General features: G+C 57.7%; 17 protein-coding genes and 1 tRNA gene. 8 read left to right on the forward strand and 10 right to left on the reverse strand.

The window, feature by feature from the left end:
• Window positions 1-471: 471 nt before the first annotated feature.
• The gene (locus ACR0AO_RS20830) at window positions 472-1,182 is read right to left on the reverse strand and encodes a class I SAM-dependent methyltransferase (protein WP_480608013.1); all 711 of its coding nucleotides are present in this window, start codon (window positions 1,180-1,182) and stop codon (window positions 472-474) included.
• Window positions 1,183-1,231: 49 nt separating this feature from the next.
• On the opposite strand from ACR0AO_RS20830, the gene ACR0AO_RS20835 reads away from it, so the two are divergent.
• The 3 genes from ACR0AO_RS20835 to ACR0AO_RS20845 all read left to right on the forward strand — a co-directional run bounded on the left by ACR0AO_RS20835 (window position 1,232) and on the right by ACR0AO_RS20845 (window position 5,270).
• Window positions 1,232-2,164: an HTH domain-containing protein gene (locus tag ACR0AO_RS20835; protein WP_480608016.1), complete on the forward strand. Its 933-nt coding sequence runs from the start codon at window positions 1,232-1,234 to the stop codon at window positions 2,162-2,164.
• Entirely contained in the window at window positions 2,139-3,743 is a 1,605-nt protein-coding gene (locus ACR0AO_RS20840) for a hypothetical protein (RefSeq protein ID WP_480608019.1), read from the forward strand. The genes ACR0AO_RS20835 and ACR0AO_RS20840 overlap by 26 nt, the downstream gene beginning before the upstream one ends.
• A 354-nt stretch (window positions 3,744-4,097) precedes the next feature.
• A complete protein-coding gene (locus ACR0AO_RS20845; protein WP_480608021.1) occupies window positions 4,098-5,270 on the forward strand; it encodes a tyrosine-type recombinase/integrase in 1,173 nt (390 codons plus the stop codon).
• 208 nt (window positions 5,271-5,478) lie between these two features.
• On the opposite strand, the gene ACR0AO_RS20850 is transcribed toward ACR0AO_RS20845, so the two are convergent.
• The 3 genes from ACR0AO_RS20850 to ACR0AO_RS20860 all read right to left on the reverse strand — a co-directional run bounded on the left by ACR0AO_RS20850 (window position 5,479) and on the right by ACR0AO_RS20860 (window position 7,192).
• Window positions 5,479-5,553 (reverse strand) — tRNA-Gln (locus ACR0AO_RS20850).
• A 91-nt stretch (window positions 5,554-5,644) separates the two neighbouring features.
• Entirely contained in the window at window positions 5,645-6,637 is a 993-nt protein-coding gene (locus ACR0AO_RS20855) for an NADPH:quinone reductase (RefSeq protein ID WP_480608023.1), read from the reverse strand.
• 72 nt (window positions 6,638-6,709) lie between these two features.
• The gene (locus tag ACR0AO_RS20860) at window positions 6,710-7,192 is read right to left on the reverse strand and encodes an SH3 domain-containing protein (RefSeq protein ID WP_480608192.1); all 483 of its coding nucleotides are present in this window, start codon (window positions 7,190-7,192) and stop codon (window positions 6,710-6,712) included.
• A gap of 178 nt (window positions 7,193-7,370) precedes the next feature.
• Here ACR0AO_RS20860 and ACR0AO_RS20865 point away from each other — a divergent pair, with 178 nt between their 5' ends.
• The 5 genes from ACR0AO_RS20865 (at window position 7,371) to ACR0AO_RS20885 (ending at window position 14,909) form a co-directional block, all read left to right on the forward strand.
• Window positions 7,371-8,357, forward strand: a complete 987-nt coding sequence (locus tag ACR0AO_RS20865; protein ID WP_480608026.1) for a 2-hydroxyacid dehydrogenase — start codon at window positions 7,371-7,373, stop codon at window positions 8,355-8,357.
• A 22-nt stretch (window positions 8,358-8,379) separates the two neighbouring features.
• The gene (locus tag ACR0AO_RS20870) at window positions 8,380-8,775 is read left to right on the forward strand and encodes a GFA family protein (RefSeq protein WP_480608029.1); all 396 of its coding nucleotides are present in this window, start codon (window positions 8,380-8,382) and stop codon (window positions 8,773-8,775) included.
• 104 nt (window positions 8,776-8,879) lie between these two features.
• A complete protein-coding gene (ggt, locus tag ACR0AO_RS20875; protein WP_480608032.1) occupies window positions 8,880-10,673 on the forward strand; it encodes a gamma-glutamyltransferase in 1,794 nt (597 codons plus the stop codon).
• Between the two features lie 89 nt (window positions 10,674-10,762).
• Window positions 10,763-12,160, forward strand: a complete 1,398-nt coding sequence (locus tag ACR0AO_RS20880) for an FAD-binding oxidoreductase (RefSeq protein WP_480608036.1) — start codon at window positions 10,763-10,765, stop codon at window positions 12,158-12,160.
• A 241-nt stretch (window positions 12,161-12,401) separates the two neighbouring features.
• On the forward strand, window positions 12,402-14,909 hold the full coding sequence (locus tag ACR0AO_RS20885; protein ID WP_480608039.1) for a GcvT family protein: 2,508 nt from the start codon (window positions 12,402-12,404) through the stop codon (window positions 14,907-14,909).
• 60 nt (window positions 14,910-14,969) lie between these two features.
• Here the strand turns inward: ACR0AO_RS20885 and ACR0AO_RS20890 are convergent, their stop codons facing one another.
• The 6 genes from ACR0AO_RS20890 to ACR0AO_RS20915 form a co-directional block, all read right to left on the reverse strand.
• Window positions 14,970-15,506, reverse strand: coding sequence for a hypothetical protein (locus tag ACR0AO_RS20890; RefSeq protein WP_480608042.1), 537 nt, complete (start codon window positions 15,504-15,506; stop codon window positions 14,970-14,972).
• Between the two features lie 173 nt (window positions 15,507-15,679).
• Window positions 15,680-16,105 (reverse strand): EF-hand domain-containing protein, encoded by a 426-nt coding sequence (locus ACR0AO_RS20895; protein WP_480608045.1) that lies wholly within the window; start codon window positions 16,103-16,105, stop codon window positions 15,680-15,682.
• A gap of 84 nt (window positions 16,106-16,189) precedes the next feature.
• A complete protein-coding gene (locus tag ACR0AO_RS20900; protein ID WP_480608048.1) occupies window positions 16,190-16,525 on the reverse strand; it encodes a carboxymuconolactone decarboxylase family protein in 336 nt (111 codons plus the stop codon).
• Between the two features lie 75 nt (window positions 16,526-16,600).
• Window positions 16,601-17,254: a DUF938 domain-containing protein gene (locus ACR0AO_RS20905; protein ID WP_480608050.1), complete on the reverse strand. Its 654-nt coding sequence runs from the start codon at window positions 17,252-17,254 to the stop codon at window positions 16,601-16,603.
• Entirely contained in the window at window positions 17,251-18,324 is a 1,074-nt protein-coding gene (locus tag ACR0AO_RS20910; protein ID WP_480608053.1) for an NAD(P)/FAD-dependent oxidoreductase, read from the reverse strand. Before ACR0AO_RS20910 ends, ACR0AO_RS20905 begins: the two co-directional genes overlap by 4 nt.
• On the reverse strand, window positions 18,321-19,256 hold the full coding sequence (locus tag ACR0AO_RS20915) for an aldo/keto reductase (protein ID WP_480608056.1): 936 nt from the start codon (window positions 19,254-19,256) through the stop codon (window positions 18,321-18,323). Before ACR0AO_RS20915 ends, ACR0AO_RS20910 begins: the two co-directional genes overlap by 4 nt.
• Window positions 19,257-19,330 lie beyond the last annotated feature (74 nt).

Below are 19,330 nucleotides of genomic sequence, written 5' to 3' on the forward strand. Positions count from 1 at the left end.
AATCTCTTCCGGCTTCGGTCTCTTGTTTGCCATTCTTGGTCCTCCGTTTCCTAAACATAACGGTGGACCAGTTCAGTTGGGGAGGCTCACGGCCGGAATTCGACCATTGTTTTGGTCACGTTCGGGTCTCAGCTCGCATAGCCGGACGATAACCTGCTGAAAACACGCGGTAATAGGCGGCCATATATTCAGTGCGTGATTTTAGGGAAAATCATGGCTGGGGTGGTAGGATTCGAACCTACGATACACGGTACCAAAATGTAAGCATACGTGACACGAGGCGAGATTCCCTTGCCTTTTTTAACTTTAAGTTCAGTGTCTTACGATCCATTAACCAGCGGCATGTGCGGATTTGCTAACATTTGCGAGCTTTGTGTAAACTTTCTCTTTCCTTGAACATCAAGACGCATCAGAAAGCATCATCTACTGTGGTAAATTTCCACAGTAAATTGAGGGAGGCGACGATCCGAATCATGCGGGATGTTGCTCAGGTTTCCTGCAGCCAATCAGAAGCACCGAAGGCGAGCTTCGGTTTTCAATCCCTCTTACCGAGTTTAGGTGATCTTGGGGTTGCGGTTCGTCCAACTCGAGCAAAGTAAATCCTGCGGAAACCACGGCTGAAATGATCTCCGATATTGTGCGATGGCGATACGGTACTTCGTAACCAAGCCAACGATAAGTTCTCGGGCCGATATCAAAGTAGCCAGAGACGTTCCAAGACGGCTCTTCAATAGATTCATCGCCGCCGGTGGGATTTGCTGTTCGAATTGGATGCCTTTGGCTAAACAAAAAAACGCCACCGGGTTCCAGCCACTCATATACTGAAGCGCACAATTTGTTTAAGTCCGCGACTAAATGCATCGCCATTCCCGAGACAACCATGTCGGGGCTTACTGTCGGTAGGAAGTTCTCAAACGGCTCACAAAAGAGTTGAACATTGCTTTTATTGATAGTTGTGCGCGTACGAGCGATCATGGCGGGTGATTGGTCAACTGAAACAACTTCAGAACACAAGTCAGCCAATGCCGACGTCAGACCACCGGTTCCGCAACCAAGCTCAATAACGCGCCGAGGTGCGAACTTTTGTACTCTCGCTATGATAGCGGGTTCATCTATACAAGAGTTCACGCTATCCTCCTCATTACGTCTTCTGTTGAAGCGTCCCACGAATGCCTCGTCCATGAAGGGATCATCCGACGTCATTGCTTAATTCAACCTTTCCAAACTGTTAATGTCAGACTCCTATCTAACATTGGCCGAGAAGGCCATCAGACACTCTCGCAGGCCGCTTCATCCGAAAGAAATTCTGGATGTGGCGTCGCAGCAGGGCATTGTGCCGGAGCATCTGTACGGCAAAACGCAGTATAAGACGCTTGCTGCTAGACTAAGTACAGAGATCAGAGAGCGAGCTGCCAAGTCTCCGTTTTATCGGACAGCAGCAAATCGTTTCTTTCTGCGTGATCTGGAGACAGAACAGTATGCAGAATACGAGGCACCTCGACGAGAGAAGACGCTTCACAATGAGCACGTGCTTACGCTTCCGGAGATATTCTTGAGGCAAGAGGAAGCTGATGGGTTGTTGTTGGAAATTAACTCAGTCATCGAGAGTGCAGATAAACAGGAAGCTTTTCGATATGTTGTGAGGAAAGACGCTGAACGCCGGTTCGATATCAAACAAATCATATCTTACGCGATCATCTTTCAAGACGGAAAAGTTCTGACCTACCGGCGCGGTGTATTTAATACAGCGGCAGACGAACTGCAGGGGATGAGGAGTATTGGTTTTGGAGGCCATGTTTCCGATCAGGACCTAAATCTGTTCGACTCTTCCGGTCATGGGATCGTTGAGAATGCTAGGCGTGAGCTTCGTGAAGAACTTGTTTTCGATCAAGACGAGACCGAAAGGTTGGAGCGCCCAGATAGTTTCAAAATTCTTTGCGGGATAAATACGTATGAAACATCTGAAGCGCGAAAGCACATTGCCGTAGTGATTGTATATTTTTGCTCTCGCGAATTCGAGCCAAAAAAGAACGAAATGTCCATTAACGACCTCCGGTGGACTAATCTTTCTAATCCAGAAAATGACCTTAGTTCCTTTGAGCCTTGGTCGAAAACGATTTTATCAGCAATTTACTCAGGTGAGCTATCTATTGAGAGAAATTAACTCATCAGAATACACGGATCACCCGATATTCCTTCACATTCTAAACCGAGAACTGCACGATGCAATTGGGAAGCCATTAGACATCGATGAAATTCTTTTGACCATTCAAGTGTTTTCGGTCGTGTCTGCCCAAACGATTTTTTGTAATGCCTCTCAAATCCACGAGGTGCTGTATAATCGTGCGGACGTGCTTCAAGAAATCTTAGAACTTTCGAAGGTTGGACGGTTCGTAGATCACTCAGACTATGGTTCTTATGAGGAGTTTCGAGAAAGCCGCAAGGAGAAATTTTCTCACTCGGCTCACTTACATCCTGGCTTCTTTTTGACCCCGCAGCCAGAGCTAAAGAAACTTCTGCATGGTTCGATGGGCAATGCAGTTTCGACGACAGGCCATATAGAGAAGAACCTTAATCTTTGGCTTGAAGATAAGCCAAGTAGCGCTTTGAGCATTACGCTGTCGCAAAACGATGCGCGAGTATTAAGGGCTAACGAGGAGTGGATCGGCCGCACTCTAAGGCAGCGCGATCAGAAGGCGTTGACGTTCGATGTATTTGAGCAAACTGCGTCGCGTACAATCGAGCCGAGATCGGAAGGAGCCGTACGTCGCTCGTTGACTGAGCTCTACATAGATAGCTACGTCAACTCCTTCGATGCCCGTTGTATTTGGGGTTATCGTGGAAAAAACCATTTCGAGAGAACCAAACTTCTCGCTGGGTTACACATACAATTTGCCGCTACGGTTCTCGAACAGGTTGGGATTACTGAAAACCTGAAGAAAACGGATGCGTTCGGGCGGATTAAGAGGATCACGTCGGATAAAGACGACGCTGCAGCATACTTCCGTCAAGGGTACGCAGAGTATGCTGCCTCAATAGATTCACGTTTTGACGATCCACTGTCTTGGCATAGCTGCAATGCGGTCATTACCGCTTCAATTCATCAAGCCCGGTCCAGTGGAATACTTAGACCACAGCGCTCTTCACATTCCTACAAGGACCTGTTGTCTCGAGGTGGAGATATTCTCACAGAAGCTGCCCGCAAAAATGCTGGCTCTGTTCCGGCGCAAGTGAACCATACCTATGCTTCTGCCGCATTGCCGGAAGTTCAGAATGTAAAGCCCAGCACGCAAGTCAATGTGAACATACAGGTGTCTGCGCCACACAAAGAGGTCTTGCCGCAACAGAACCAGCCTTGGTGGCAGAGTTATGTAGTACTCGTCTTAGTAGGAGGACTTCTTAGCGGGGTCGCGAGCTATTTGGCCTTACCGATGTTCTTTGAATGGTCGAGTGGCGTGCGCGCGATTGCGTCCATTGTGGCTGCACTGGCCGTAGGAATAGTTATATTTTGGTTCCACCCTGATAACTACTATCGGAGAATGGCGCTATTAGGTTTGGCTGTCGCCGCTGCAGGTGGTTTGAGTTACCGGCTCGAGTTTCAGAGTTGGCTTGATCAGTTGACCGGGAGCTTTGAGGTTGGAAATCTTCCATCAAATCTGTTGATTTCTGGAGGTCTATTTTTTGCATGTTTGAATATAATAATTGATGCAAAAACTCGTTGGAATCGTGAAGGCGGGCGGTGATCAGGGATGAGCAAAGGTCGTACAGCGTCTCCCGAAAATCCCAAACTCATGCCAAAAATAGCGATTTGAGATATCTTTTTCTTACGAGCCGAAGAATCGCCGAATTCCAAAGTTAAATTGGAATGCTGATTTTTGGCACGTTTCCATTGCCGAATTTTCGCGGATTTCTGTCAATTCTGCACTTGAAGTTTCTTTTCTATCCATAGTGTAATTCTAAATCATATTGACAGGCGCATTGTGCCGAATTCAGGTGCGCTGTATTTCAAATTTTATCACATTTTTTGATTGCTTAACAGACTTCAAAACCAATTGTTTCTCCTCAATCTAGCGTTCCTCAATGTCAAGGAGGAACAGATGGCTGCGCTCTATAAGAGAAAACTGGAACAAAGAACGGTTTATCGGGTAGTTGGTAAATCAGTGGCTGGCAGACGGAAAGAAAAAACATTCCGGTTGCGAAGTGAGGCTAAAAAGTGTTTGGCGTCTTTAATCAGAGCTGAAGAGCGAGGAGAGAGCTGGGTTGAGCAAAAAAGCTTCTTGGAGTTGGCAGATGAGTATATGCAAGCGTCTGTTGTCGGTCGAGATGGAAAACGGCCTTTAGAGACTTCTACCCTGCATACCTATAAGCATTATCTCGACGCGTTCATTCTTCCAAATATTGGCGAAATTCCGATTGGTGATCTGAATCGGGACAAATTAATTGAATTGATAATTCTGCTGAAAGTTGAATGTAAGTCCGTCAAGACAGCAGAACACGCACTAAACCTCGTAAAAGCAATTCTAAATTGGGGTGTCGACCGCGACTTGATCCCCAAGCATTTTGCTCGAAACCTAAGCGTTCAACCGAATACTAGAGGGCCAAGGAAAACTCCGGGCGCATTTTCAGATGACGAAATGCGGAGGATATTTTCCAGCCTTCGCTACCTATGCACATATGGTACTCCGCGCGACGTGGATAGGTGGCGGGCTTACGCGTCGTTGGTTATGCTGCTGGCTACAACAGGGGTCAGAATTTCAGAAGCCTTAGGTCTGCGTTGGGAAGATTTCACAGAGAACTATTCTCACGTGTCAATTTCGCGGCGCGTCGACACCTTGAGGAGGGGGATGACACAGGAAGACCGAATTGGGGATTTGAAGACCGCGAACTCATACCGAAAACTAGCAGTAGTTCCTGAGTTGCGCGAGCTATTGTTATCTAAGCTGCGAACAAGTCAGAGTCCTTGGGTCTTCGCGTCGAAATCTGGCTATCCAAAGCACTACCATTCGGTCCGCAATCACTGCTGGGTTCCGTTGCTTAGACACGCTCGTGTGGAGCACAGAGGGTTTCATTGTCTTCGGCACTACGTTGCGTCGTCGGTGATGTTGGAAGGGAAGTACCTAGAAGCCTTCAAAATGCTCGGACACCACACCGCAAGTTTTACGATGACTCAGTATGGTCATGTAATCGATGATGGCTCAGATCGCTTTTGCGAAATCTCTAGTGGTTTGCTCGACAAATTTAAGGGGCAACGCTCAGAGGCGATCCTTTGATAGTATTTGCTGACTACAAGAAGGATAGCGGAACCGTGATCCGCTATCCAAATCCGAACGTCGAAGGCTTGTTAAACGAAGCGAATTTCTGTGGTTTGGGCGTTGGTAGGAGGAGAATCTACCACAGAAAACGTGGCAAACCTTATCCGTTACTGCACGCATCGGCAGAACGAGATGCGCTTAACTATCAGAAAATATTACAGAAAATTGGCTGGGGTGGTAGGATTCGAACCTACGATACACGGTACCAAAAACCGCTGCCTTACCACTTGGCTACACCCCAACGGTGAGCGGCTATCTACGACTCTTGCCCGCAGGGTTCAAGGCCCATTTGACAAAAATTTTGGCCTATAGCGTTCATTTTCTTTAGCTGCTCAATCCGCCGTTTTCAGCAGCACCGCGCCGGTGCGTTTCCCCGCCTCGACGGCCACGTGCGCGCGGTGGCAATCGGCGAGGTCGTGGATGGATTGGACCGGGCAGAAAAGGGCATCTGCCGTCAGTGCATCCGTCAGCTTCGCGAGGGCCCGATCGCGCTGGGCGGGTGGCAACAGATAGATCAGGGTCATCTCAAGAGTGACCGCTTTGAACATCAGCGGATAAAAGGGCAGGGCGGGCGACATTTCGGCGGCCGAGCCATAGGCGTTGATGCGGCCGTTCTCAGCGATGACCTCTGTATCCGTCTGCACGTTCAGGCCGAATTCGACCTCGACGATCCGGTCCACTGGCCGGTTGCCATTGGCCGACAGAATCTGGCTGGCCAGATCGGGTGCCGAATAGTCCAGAACGGTGTCTGCACCGGCGTCCCGCACGCGGTCAAAGCTGGTGGCCGCGGCGGTCGCGATCACCTTTGCGCCACCCCATCGGGCCAGTTGCACCGCCAGATGGCCGACGGTTCCCGCGCCGCCCTGCACCAGAACGGTTTGCCCCGACACGTCACCGCCGGAAAAGACCGTGTGGCAGGCGGTGAGGCCCGGAATGCCCAGCACCGCGCCGGTTTCCAGCGAGATTTGGTCAGGCAGGCGCACTGCTTGCTCCGAGGGTAGTGCGATTTGTTCGGCGGCGGTTCCAAAGGCGCGTTTCCATTGGCCGTTCCAGACCCAGACACGCTCGCCGATTCGGTCCTGCGAAACACCCTCGCCCACGGCAGAGATCACGCCCGAGCCGTCGCTATGCGGGATGATGGTGGGAAAGGGCGGCCTGGTGACGCCGGGCCTTGCCCCCGCTCTTGCCTTGACGTCCGACGGGTTCACACCGGAAAAGGCCAGATCGACCAGAACATCTCCGGGGGCGGGCGTCGGCGTTTCCAGTTCGGAGAGCGTCAGCACATCCGATGCCGGCCCAAATCTGCTATAGGTAATGGCTTTCATGTCGTGTTTCCGTAGGGGTGGGATTGGCACGATAACGCGAAACCCGGTGAATTCCAGACCCTGCGGTCAATCCTATTCCCTTATCTCGTCGGCGCCTACGCCCCAAAGATTCGATTTCTGAGTCCAGCCGCGAAACCCCCCGGCCGAGATTCGACACCAGTCGATGGTGCAGTTGCCCAGACGGGCGACAACGCCGGTCTCGAATCGCGCATTGACGGGCGAGCCGGGGTCGGGACGGGCATGAACGGCCACCATGTCCTGTTCGACCAGCACGGTGCGCACACCGGACAGAAGCGCGTAATGCACCCAGCCGCCGGCGCCATCGCGATCCTGCACCCGCCGCCAGTTGCCGTATTCGGCGGTGATCTGCAGCGGCATGTCGCGGCGTTTGAACACCCAGTCGATTCGGTGGGTCAGCGACGGGCCGCGGCGCACATTCCCCTCGTTTGCCTTCATCGACACGAAGCGCGGCAGCGGCAGATTGGTGACCTGACCACGCTTTTCCTCGGCACTCGCCGCCGCAACGCCGAGCGCGAGGAAGAAAACCGAAAACAGCGCCAGATACTGACGTTTCACCGATACCGAATGCCTCACTGCGTGCCTGCTCTTGTGCCTGTTGATCGGGTTTTGAAAAAAGGCTGCGTCAATTCAGCTTGGGGTTCTTGTGCCCCGCCTGATCCTGCGCCACGATGCCATGGCGCGCGCTGGAATGCAAAGCTGTGGGAGGGCTAAAGTGCCAAGAGAACGTCTGAGTGTTGTCGTAACGCGACGGTTGCCCGAAGCCGTCGAAACCCGGCTGAGTGAACTCTTTGATGCGCGCCTGCGCGAAGATGACACGCCGATGACCCGTACCGAGCTTGTCGAGGCGGTGAAAACCGCCGATGTTCTGGTGCCGACGGTGACCGATGCAATCGATGCCGGCCTTCTGGGGCAGGCGGGCGAACAGTTGCGGCTGATCGCGAATTACGGGGCCGGGGTAGACCATATAGACGTGTCGACGGCGCGGCAGCGGGGGGTGCTGGTGTCGAACACGCCGGGCGTTCTGACCGATGACACCGCCGACATGACGATGGCGCTGATCCTGGCCGTGACGCGGCGCATTCCCGAAGGTTTGGCCGTGATGCAAAAAGGGGACTGGGCCGGTTGGGCGCCGACCGCGTTGCTGGGCGGCCGCATCGGTGGCCGCCGCCTGGGCATTCTGGGCATGGGCCGGATCGGTCAGGCGGTCGCGCGCCGGGCCCGGGCCTTTGGCATGCAGGTGCATTACCACAACCGCCGCCGCCTGCGCCCCGAGGTCGAGGAAGAACTGGAGGCGACTTATTGGGACAGCCTTGACCAGATGGTGGCGCGGATGGATGTGATCTCGGTCAATTGCCCGTCGACGCCCTCGACTTTTCATCTGATGAACGCGCGCCGTTTGAAACTGATGAAACCTTCGGCGGTGATCGTGAATACGTCGCGCGGTGAGGTGATCGATGAAAATGCTCTGACCCGCATGATTCGCACGGATGAAATCGCCGGCGCCGGGCTGGACGTGTACGAGCACGGAACCCACGTGAACCCGCGGCTGCGGCAATTGCCGAATGTGGTTTTGTTGCCGCATATGGGGTCTGCGACCGTCGAGGGGCGCATCGAAATGGGCGAAAAGGTCATCATCAACATCAAGACCTTCGAGGACGGCCATCGCCCGCCCGATCAGGTCGTGCCCGCGATGTTGTAGGATGCCGGAACCCCGGACGGCCATGGGCGAGTACAAAGGCGGGTGCCGATGCGGCAGGCTTCGCGTTTCGGCGTCCGGTAAACCGCTCCGGGTCGGGCTTTGCCATTGCCTTGATTGCCGCAAGCATCACGGGGCCTTGTTCTATGCTGCGGCCGTGTTCCCAAAAGACGCCGTGCAGATTGCCGGAGAGGCCCGCGGCTATGCGGGTCGGTATTTTTGTCCATATTGCGGATCGCCTGTCTTTGCCCGGTCGGAGGCGGAAATAGAAATACACCTCGGCAGTCTGGATACACCCGATCTGTTGACGCCCACATATGAAAGTTGGACCATCCGCAAAGAAGCGTGGTTGCCGGAATTCCCGGACATGGCAAGTTATGCAAGAGACCGGGAATCGGGTGATATGCCCGAGGATCGGTGAACTCGGCAAGGTACATGTCTGCGGTTGCACGATTGGGTGGCGCCCAGTTGTCGACCGAATTTGCCGGTCAAGGGAATTGAGGCCCGATTGAATTGGAGGATGACATGCTTGCGAATTGGATCTCTGGATTTTTTCTGGCCACCGCAATTGCCGCCGCGCCCGCGTTGGCGCAGGAAACCTCAGATGCCGTATCGCCCGAGGCCGCGACAGAGGGACAGGTTCAGGGCCTGACCGGTCAGGTCATCGCCGCATTGGAGGCCAAGACGGCGGGGGTTCCGGTCGAGGCTGAAAACTGGATGGTCGCTGCCGCGAATCCGCTGGCGGTCGAGGCCGGGGCCAGAGTACTGCGCGCGGGGGGCACGGCGGCGGATGCAATGGTCGCGGTGCAGGTGGTACTGGGTCTGGTCGAGCCGCAATCCTCGGGGCTTGGCGGCGGCGCGTTTCTGGTCTGGTATGATGCGGCCAGCGAAACTCTGACCACGTTGGATGGACGCGAAACGGCGCCCCTGGCGGCGGCACCGACCCTGTTTCAGGACGAAAACGGCGAGCCGCTGAAATTCTTTGATGCCGTGGTCGGCGGGTTGTCTGTGGGTGCGCCCGGCACGCCTGCGCTGCTGGAAGAGGCGCACCGGCGTTGGGGCCGCAGCCCGTGGCCATCGCTGTTTTCCGACGGTATCCGGCTGGCGGATGAAGGCTTTCTGGTCTCGCCCCGTCTTGCCGGTCTGGTTGAACGGGACGCCGAGCGCCTGTCGCGCTTTCCCGCTACAGCTGCGTATTTCCTGCCTGACGCTCAGCCCTTGGCGCAAGGGCAACGGCTGACCAATCCGGCCTATGCCGAAACGCTGCGAACGCTGGCCTCCGAAGGTGCAGCGGGATTTTACGGTGGGGATATCGCGGCGGGGATCGTCAACACGGTCCGTACCGCCCCCGGCAATCCCGGCGTACTGTCGGGCACCGATCTGGCGCTTTATCAGGTAATCGAGCGTGCGCCCGTCTGCGCCGCCTATCGCGCATATGAGGTCTGCGGCATGGGGCCGCCCTCGTCGGGGGCGCTGACGGTGGGGCAGATCCTGGGCATGCTCGACGGTTATGACCTCGCGGCGATCGGCCCTGACAATGCCGAAGCCTGGCTGCTGATCGGTGATGCCTCGCGCCTCGCATTTGCGGATCGGGGCCGCTATATGGCCGACAGTGACTTCGTGCCAGTGCCGACAAAAGGACTGATTGATCCCGCCTATCTGAGCGGGCGAGCTGCGCTATTGAACACGGGCGCAGCCTTGCCCGAGGTCGCGCCCGGAACACCCGAATTCGACCACTCCATACTCTGGGCGGATGATGAGGCGATCGAGCTTCCGTCCACATCGCATATCTCGATCGTGGATGCGCAGGGCAATGTCCTGTCGATGACGACGACGATCGAAAACGCCTTTGGCTCGCGCCTGATGACGAACGGGTTTCTGCTTAACAACGAACTGACCGACTTCTCGTTTCGAACCCATTCCGATGGCGTACCCATCGCCAACCGGCTGGAACCCGGAAAGCGGCCCCGTTCGTCGATGAGTCCAACCATCGTGATGAAGGACGGCAAGCCGGTTCTGGCCATCGGCTCGCCCGGCGGCAGTCGGATTATCGGCTATGTGGCCAAATCCATCATCGCCTGGGCGGATTGGGACATGGACGTGCAACAGGCGATTGCCCTGCCGCATCTTGTCAACAGGTTCGGGACCTTTGACGTGGAACATGGCACCAGCGCCAACGATCTGACCGACTCGCTGGCCGCGCTGGGCTATGAGGTGAATCCGGGCGATCTGACCTCCGGCCTGCATGCCATCGAAATCGGCGATATGCTGAAGGGCGGGGCGGACCCGCGGCGCGAGGGCATCGCGCTGGGCGAATGAGCTACTACCGGGTTGTGGGTATTGCCCGCAGCCCCGGCCTTTCGTAGCAATTATTCGCGGCCGCGCGCGGCGCGAAAGGGAGGAACACCATGGTTCAGGCCACGGCATTGGCACGCAATGAAACCGGGATCGAATCCGCGATCGGCATTCTGAAACAGCGGTTCGGAGACCGGTTGCAGACGGGTGCGGCTATTCGCGAACAGCACGGCCATACAACGACGTGGATCAATAACCAATCCCCCGACGCGGTGGTGTTTCCCGAAACCACCGGCGAGGTGTCCGAGATCGTCAGAACCTGTGCCAAGCACAAGGTTCCGGTCATTCCTTTCGGCACCGGCACCTCGCTTGAGGGGCATGTGAACGCGCCCGCAGGCGGGGTCTCGGTCGATCTCATGCAGATGAAGAAGATCCTCGCGGTCCATGCCGAAGATCTGGATTGCGTGATCCAGCCCGGCGTCACCCGCGAGGATCTGAATACATACCTTCGCGATCAGGGCCTGTTCTTTCCGATCGATCCCGGTGCCAATGCCTCGCTGGGTGGAATGGCGGCAACGCGGGCCTCGGGCACCAATGCGGTGCGCTATGGCACGATGAAGGACAATATCCTCAGTCTGGAAGCGGTGATGCCGGACGGGCAAATCATCCGCACCGGACATCGGGCCAAGAAATCCTCGGCCGGATATGACCTGACCCGCCTGTTGATCGGGGCCGAGGGCACGTTGGGTATCATCACCGAAATCACCCTGCGCCTGCACGGCATCCCCGAGGCGATCAGTTCGGCCCGCTGTTCCTTTCCATCCGTCGATGCCGCGTGCCGGGCGGTGATGACGACCGTCCAATATGGTATTCCGGTGGCGCGGATTGAACTTTTGGACGAGCTCTCGGTTGCGGCCGCCAATGCCTATTCCAAGCTGGATTTGCCGGACACGCCGCTTTTGCTGCTTGAATTCCATGGCTCCGAGGCCGGGGTGGTCGAGCAGGCGGAAACCTTTGGCGCCATCGCCGAGGAGTTTGGCGGCACCGATTTCGCCGCCACCACCTCGACCGAGGAACGCAACCGGCTTTGGCAGGCGCGCCACGACATGTACTGGGCTTCGCTGCAGTTGCGCCCGGGCGCCAGCGGTATTTCGACCGATGTCTGCGTGCCGATTTCACGTCTGGCCGAGTGCGTGACCGCCGCACAGGAGAAAACCACGGAATTGGGCTTGCTGGCCCCTATCGTCGGGCATGTGGGCGATGGAAACTTCCACACTCTGCTGTTGATCGATATGGAGAATGCGGACGAGGTCGCCAGGGCCGAGACATTCGTCGATTGGCTCAACGATCTGGCGATCTCGATGGACGGGACCTGCACCGGCGAACACGGAATCGGGCAGGGCAAGCGACCCTATCTGGTCAAGGAACTTGGCGCGGCGACGCAGGTCATGGCAGCGATCAAGGCGGCCATCGACCCGGACAATATCATGAACCCGGGCAAGATCCTCTGAAATGCAGATAAATGCGCCTTTCGCGCGGCTCTTCGGAGTGAGTTTGTGCCCAAAAGATGAAGCGCGGCCCTGGCTTCATCTTTTCAAAAATACTCGAATCCGACGGTGCCCACTTGTGCAAGGGCGCGACTTGGTGTGCTCGAGGTCGGTTTTGCACCGATTTGTGTCGGATGGATTTTGCGTTGTCGCGCAGGGTTGGGCATAAACCGGTCCAAACAGACTCAAGCCGGAGAACGGGCATATGAAAACCCAAGTCAAAGCACTGGTCGTTGGCGGTGGCGCCGTCGGCACCTCGATTGCCTATCACCTGGCCAAGGCGGGCTGGGACGATGTGATGCTGATCGAGCGGGACGAGCTGACGTCCGGATCCACCTGGCACGCAGCGGGCCTGCTGCCACTGTTCAACATGTCCTACGCGACGACCCACATCCACAAGTACTCGGTCGATTTCTACAAGACGCTTGAGGAAGAGACCGGCTTGAACGCGGGCTTCGCCGTGGTCGGCAACCTGCGCATGGCGCAGACGCAGGAACGTATGGACGAATACATGCTGTACGCGTCCACTGCCGAAACCTGTGACGTTGCATATGAGTGGCTGACGCCCGAGCAGATCAAGGAGCGCTGGCCGCTGATCGAGACCTCGGACCTGAAGGGTGCGATCTATCACACCGAGGACGGCTACATTAACCCTGCCGACGTGACCCAGGCGATGGCAAAGGGTGCCCGTCAGCGCGGCGTCGAGATTGTGCGCAAGATGCAGGCCGACGCCTTCCACTGGAACGGCACCCATTGGGAAGTCACCTGCACCAAGATGGTCGAAAAGGGTGGCAATCTGGTACCTTCCGACGAGCAGGTCGTGATCACCGCCGAACACGTTGTGACCGCTTCGGGCAACCACGCGCAGCGCACCGCCAAGATGCTGGGCATCAAGATGCCGGCGATCCCGGTCGAGCACACCTTCATCGTCATGGACAAAGACCCCGAGCTGGTCAAATGGCGCGAAGCGGGCAACCCCGAGCACCCCGTTGTGCGTGACGCCGACAACGAATCCTATGCACGTGAAGAACGCGGCGGCTGGATTCTGGGCATCTACGAACATGGCGCGCCCGCGCAGTTCGAACATGGTGTGCCGGACAGCTTCCGCGCCGACCTGTTCCCGCTGGATCTGGACCGGATCGCCGAGCAATACATGGCGATGGCCGAGCGTGTACCGTCCTGCGCTGAGTCCGGTCTGAAGGACGATTTCAACGGCCCGATCTGCTACACCCCCGACGGTAACCCGCTGGTTGGTCCGGCACCGGGTCTGCGCAACATGTGGCTGGCCGAGGGCTTCTCGTTCGGCATCACCGCAGCAGGCGGCACCGGCTACTATCTGGCGCAGATGATGGTTGATGGCGAAGCCGAGATCGATATGGCCTCGCTGGACCCCAAGCGTTACTCGTCGAACTGGATGACCACCGAGTTTGCGGCGCGCAAGAACGAAGAGTGCTATGAGCACGTCTATATCCTGCACCACCCGGACGAAGAGCGCGCCGCCTGTCGCCCCCTGCGGACCGTTCCGGCCTATGACCGTCAGAAAGCGCGTGGCGCGCAATTCGGCTGGGTCAACGGCTGGGAACGTCCGAACTATTTCGGCCCAGTCGATGCACCTGAGAACTTCGACCATGACGCCCGCTCCTTCCGCCGTGGCGGCTGGTGGCAGTATGCCGTCGAAGAGGCCAAAGCGATCCGCGAAGGCGTTGGCCTGATCGACGCATCGGCCTTTACCAAGCACGTCGTCAAAGGCCCCGGTGCCACCCAGTTTCTGGATTGGTTCACCTGCAACAAGCTGCCCAAGGTCGGTCGCATCAACCTGACCTACGCGCTGACCTCGCACGGCACCACCCGCACCGAATACACCATCGTTCGCAATGGCGAGAACAACTACTACATCGTTTCCGCCGGCGCTTGGACCGAGTATGACGCCGACTATCTGCGTAAGGCGGCCGAGGACAAGATGGAGGAGTTCGGCTATATCGAAATCCAGGACGTGACCACGCAGTGGGGCGTCTTCGCCATCGCCGGACCCAAGTCGCGCGACGTTCTGAAAGAGGTCATCAAGGACGCCGATCCGGAAACCGCGCTGTCCAACAAGCGCTTCCCGTGGCTGTCGGCGCGCCAGATCGAACTGGGCATGTGCCCGGTTAACGCGATCCGCGTGGCCTATACTGGTGAGCTGGGCTGGGAACTGCACCACCCGATCGAGATGCAGAACTATCTGTTCGACCTGCTGGAAAAGGCCGGTGAGAAACACGGTATGAAACTGGTCGGTGCGCGCGCTCAGAACTGGCTGCGTCAGGAGAAATCCTATCGCGCATTCGGCACCGAACTGGGCCGCGACGCGACCCCGCTGGAAGCCGACCTGCCGCGTTTTGTCGACCTGTCCAAGGACTTCTACGGCAAGGCCAAGCTGGAAGAGACCGGCGTGCGCGTAAAGTGCTGCACCCTGCTGATCGACGGACCTGACGATGCCGACCCGTGGGGCCGCGAGGCGCTGTACACGCCAGAGGGTGATCGCGTGGGCCGCCTGACCTCGGGCGGGTATTCGGTGGCGTTCGAGAAATCCATCGGCATGGGCTATGTGAAGCCTGAACTGGCGGTGGAAGGCACCAAGCTGCAGGTCAAGATTCAGGACAAACTGTGGGATGCGGTCGTCACCTGCGACAGCCCTTACGATCCCAAGAACGAAACCATTCGCAAGGATGGCTGATCGGACAAGGCCCCGGAGTGATCCGGGGCCTTTCTCTTTGGGCGCGCGTAGCAACCTGATCTAGTTTGTCAGCTTCAAACGGGCCAGCACGTCCTCCATGGCGTTCACAAACGTGTGGCAAGTCAGCGAGACAACCTGAGTGAACTGCCCGCTGACATATGTCTGGACATAGTGGCCTTGCCACGCATCTCCGTGACATCTCTTGATGTTCAGCTGATCATTGCCTTTGTAGTTCACCGAATGCCTGCCAAGGGACACTTGGCTGAATGCGGTGCGGTATTCGGCCTTGTTGGTGATCTTTGACACACCCTTGAAGCTGCTTGCCGGAAACGGCTCCTCGATCAGGATATTCGTCCGGTCCGGCTCTCCCAAATAGATCGACAGGCCGCTGGACGGGTCGTGGGTGTAGTCAACGATGAACGTTGCACCAGGCAGAAAACCCTGACCATGCCCGGTCTCGGAACCCGAGCGACCACCGTCGGTGGGGACAAACCGGTTGGAAAGCACTTCGCAGATCATTCGACCCCTGATCGGATCTTCCTGAGCCAGCGTCTGGAATGGCAACAAGATTGTCAGCAGAGAGAGTATGATCTTCATTTCGATGTCACTCCTCCGCTCACTTTAGCAAATATGCATCAAAAAGTCACGAAAGAGGCCGGTATCATGCCCCCCGGATTTCGATCGGCATGCGCCGTGTGAAGAGCGACCCGGCGGGCACCATCCGTCCGCCACGACGGACCGGGAACAAAATCATCCCTGTTGGCGTGCCTTCAGCCGCCGAAATCAGCCGACGTGATCTGGCCGTTGCCGTCCATGTCGAATTTGGTGAACCAGCTGTCCGTACTGTTCAGGAATTCATTCAAGCTGACCGATCCATCACCGTCGGTGTCACTGAATTCACGCCGCAAACCATGCACGGGGCCGGTCAATTCCTGCTGATCGGCATTGATTGCCAGTTCCGCAGCGCGGGTTTCGTCGAACAGGTCGTATTCCGACGGGTCCAGAATCTGGTTTTCATCGGCATCGAACATGTAAAATACGTTCCCCCGCATTGTGCGGGCCTCTTCCAATGTGACGGCACCGTCCCCGTCGCCATCCCAGTTTTCGATGAAATGGGCGCCCTTGCCAGGCGTTTCCGCAAGCGCCAGTCCAACCGCCAGAATGAATGCCGGTCCTGCAAGTATCGCGAGTTTCATGGCGTGTAGGTCCTTTCGTTTTTTTGTGCTCTGTTAGTGAAACGGACCAGCGCCGGGTATCCGGCGCTGCCAAAGTGACGCAGGTCAGGCGGACAGTTCGTCAAAGCACTCCAATGCCTTGGCCGCATACATCATCGACGGCCCGCCCCCCATCTGGATTGCCATGGACAGAACGTCAGCGACTTCTTCCCGCGACGCGTCCGCCTTGACCAGGGCTTCGACATGCAAGGAAATGCAGGGTTCGCAGCGCACCGCCACCGATATGCCAAGGGCGACGAATTCCTTGGATTTGTAATCCAACGTGCCGCCTTCCTTGACGGCCTTTCCCAAGGCGCCAAAGGCACGTGCGGTATCGGGGATCGCCCCGTTCAGGTTCCGCAAGCCGGATCGCGTCGCGGACAGTCTTTCTTGCCAGTTCATGCAGGATGCCCTTTTACAAAACATATAATTGTTTGCATATGTAGGGCGTTGCCTGGACCGCCACCTTGATCTTGATCAGGTGGCGGGCTTTTCCGCGATCAGGGCCAGGTTGTTGGCGGGCATCTCCACCACCTCGACCATCTCAAGTCCGGCAGCTTGTATCAGGTCGATCATGTCGAAATCATCCTTGTACCCGATCTCGGGGTCCTGTGCGGTCAGCGCCGCGTGGAACCGGGCGTCTCCGTCGCTGGTCAGTTCTCCCGCGCGCATGAACGGGCCATACAGCACGAATCGCCCACCAGGGGCGAGGGCGGCGGCGACCTCGCGGATCAGCGCGGTGGTCTCGGGCAGGCTGATGAGATGCAGCAGGTTGATCAGGATGATCAGGTTTTGACCGCTGTGATGAACGCTCCATCCCTCAACCGTCGCGTTCAGTTCCCGAGCGGTCGCGATATTCGTCAGACCCGCCGCATAGGCATCAATGCTGGCCCGCCGGGCCGCCTCGACCTCGGTCGGTTGCCACCAGACATGCGGAAACCGCTCGGCAAAGGCGACGACATGCTGACCGGTGCCGCTGGCCAATTCCAAAGCCCTGCCCTGATCGGGTGCCACATGGGCCAGCAGATCACACAGCGCCTCGGAATTGCGGCTGGCCGCCGGGGCCACGAGCTTGGCCCCATCGCCCTGAGCGGCGACACTTGCGTTTGCCGGAAGCTTGCGGCGGGTCATGCGCGAAACCTGTCGGGTCGCAGTGCAGCCACGGCCTGTGCATCCAGTTCCGGCGCGTTACCGACGGTCAGGTCCGCCACCAGCCGCGACGCGGCAGGGGCGGTCTGAAAGCCATACCCGCCCTGACCGGCGCACCAGACAAAAGAAGGATCGGCGGGGTCGGGGCCCAGAACCAGCGACCTGTCGGGGGCAAAGCTGCGCAGCCCGGCCCAGTTGGTTTCAACCCGCGTCACCGGTTCGGTGACCATCTCCTCATAGCGCGCCAGCCCTTCTGCCAGCACCATGTCGTCGGCATAGGCGTCCTGCGGCTCCACAGGGTCTGCATCGGCTGGCGAAACCAGCAGCTTGCCCGCATCCGGTTTGGCGTACCACGTCTCGCCAACCCCCAGCATCATTGGCCAACCGGATACGTCATGCCCGCCCGGTGCGGGCAGGCGTGCCATCGAGCGGCGGCAGGGCGTAAGCCCGATGGGGTTGATCCCGGCCATTCCGGCGATCTGATCCGCCCAGGCCCCGGCGGCGTTCACGATCGTGCGGGCCTCGAAAAGCCCATCGGCCTCGACCCTCCAGTACCCGCTCCTGTCGATGCCGGTCACCGGCCTTCGGGTCAAAACCGAGCCGCCATTGGCGCGGATACGCCGCGCGAAATCCTGCAGCATCCGGTCGGTGTCAATATCCTGCGCCCGACCGCAATAGGCTGCGAACCCGACGGTGTCGCGGCTCAGGATGGGCACACGGTCGAGCGCTTCGTCGATCCCCACTGCCTGCAATCCGAGATCCTCACAGTCGGATGTGAATTCCTCCCGCTGATCGCGCCCGCCGATCAGCATCAATCCCCGCGGACTCAGATAGCCACCATTTTCGTTGCCGAGGTAGTCCGCGCTGGCCAAACCAAGCGCGACCACGGACGGCAGGCCGTAATTCGGCTCGAACATGGCCGCCGACCGCCCCGATGCGTGATAGCCCAGCGCCTCTTCGGCCTCCAGCACGGTGACCGATCCATGCTCGGACAATCGCGCGCCCGCACTCAGCCCGGCGATCCCGCCACCGATCACCAGAAAATCGATCATGCCTGTTCCTCCGTCCGGTCCGTGGCCGGGGGCGGAGTGCGGCTCAACCCGGAAATCCTTGCAAAAAGCTCCGGCGACATTTCGAACGGAATCGCCGCCAGCGAGGGCGCAAGCTGTTCCGGGCTTCGCGCCGACACGATCGGCAACAGGCCCACCGGATTGGCCGCGACCCACGCAACCGCCAGTGTCGCCGGGTGAGTTCCCAACTCTTCGGCCAGATCGGCCAACGCCCGCGCGGTGTCGAACATCCAACCCTGCCCATAGCGCACGGCATAACCCTTGTCCTCGGTCAGTCGCCCCTGACCGGAATTGGCGTATTTGCCGGTCAACAGACCGCCCCCCAGCGGCGAATAGGGTGAGACGGCGATGCCCTGATCGGCACAGGCAGGCAGAATCTCGACCTCGGCCTGCCGCTTGACCAGATTGTACATCGGCTGCAAAAGATCGATGCTCAGGCCGAATTCCGCCGCCACCTGCACTGCCTTCATCACCTGCCAAGCCGCGAAATTAGATAACCCGACATACCGAATTTTCCCGGCCTGCCTCAGTTCGGCGAAACAGGCCAGCGTCTCGGCCAGATCGGTATCGGGATCGAAACGGTGCAGATAGAGCGCATCCACCATGTCGAGGTTCAGCCGCCTGCGGCAGGTGTCGAATTGCGCCCGGATATTGGCCGGTTTCGCGCTGTCATATCCGACTTTCGTCGCGATCAGCAGCTTGTCGCGGTCCGGCCAAATCATTTCACCCAAAAGCGTCTCCGATGCGCCGTTGGTATAGACATGGGCGGTGTCGAAATGAGTGATGCCCGCCTTGCGGCTGGCATCATACATATTGCGGCTTTGGGCGGCGTCAGCGCGCCCGCCAAATTGCATCGTGCCAAAGGCGAAACGACTGATCGGGGTTCCGTCGAGAGAGGTCAAACCGATGTTCATGCCCGGACCATTGCATGCTCGTGCCGGGTGGGAAAGAGCTAAGATTTTGCAGGAAAACTTGCCTTGTACCTCCG

It is taken from the genome of Ruegeria sp. AF8 (assembly GCF_056541825.1).

Bases quoted from the DNA above. Each gene is read 5' to 3' on its own strand.
- ACR0AO_RS20885 (WP_480608039.1), top strand. From the start codon at position 12,402: ATGAAAACCCAAGTCAAAGCACTGGTCGTTGGCGGTGGCGCCGTCGGC.
- ACR0AO_RS20855 (WP_480608023.1), bottom strand. From the start codon at position 6,637: ATGAAAGCCATTACCTATAGCAGATTTGGGCCGGCATCGGATGTGCTG.
- ACR0AO_RS20890 (WP_480608042.1), bottom strand. From the start codon at position 15,506: ATGAAGATCATACTCTCTCTGCTGACAATCTTGTTGCCATTCCAGACG.
- ggt (WP_480608032.1), top strand. From the start codon at position 8,880: ATGCTTGCGAATTGGATCTCTGGATTTTTTCTGGCCACCGCAATTGCC.
- ACR0AO_RS20845 (WP_480608021.1), top strand. From the start codon at position 4,098: ATGGCTGCGCTCTATAAGAGAAAACTGGAACAAAGAACGGTTTATCGG.
- ACR0AO_RS20895 (WP_480608045.1), bottom strand. From the start codon at position 16,105: ATGAAACTCGCGATACTTGCAGGACCGGCATTCATTCTGGCGGTTGGA.
- ACR0AO_RS20900 (WP_480608048.1), bottom strand. From the start codon at position 16,525: ATGAACTGGCAAGAAAGACTGTCCGCGACGCGATCCGGCTTGCGGAAC.
- ACR0AO_RS20870 (WP_480608029.1), top strand. From the start codon at position 8,380: ATGGGCGAGTACAAAGGCGGGTGCCGATGCGGCAGGCTTCGCGTTTCG.
- ACR0AO_RS20835 (WP_480608016.1), top strand. From the start codon at position 1,232: ATGTCAGACTCCTATCTAACATTGGCCGAGAAGGCCATCAGACACTCT.
- ACR0AO_RS20880 (WP_480608036.1), top strand. From the start codon at position 10,763: ATGGTTCAGGCCACGGCATTGGCACGCAATGAAACCGGGATCGAATCC.
- ACR0AO_RS20910 (WP_480608053.1), bottom strand. From the start codon at position 18,324: ATGATCGATTTTCTGGTGATCGGTGGCGGGATCGCCGGGCTGAGTGCG.
- ACR0AO_RS20905 (WP_480608050.1), bottom strand. From the start codon at position 17,254: ATGACCCGCCGCAAGCTTCCGGCAAACGCAAGTGTCGCCGCTCAGGGC.
- ACR0AO_RS20915 (WP_480608056.1), bottom strand. From the start codon at position 19,256: ATGAACATCGGTTTGACCTCTCTCGACGGAACCCCGATCAGTCGTTTC.
- ACR0AO_RS20830 (WP_480608013.1), bottom strand. From the start codon at position 1,182: ATGGACGAGGCATTCGTGGGACGCTTCAACAGAAGACGTAATGAGGAG.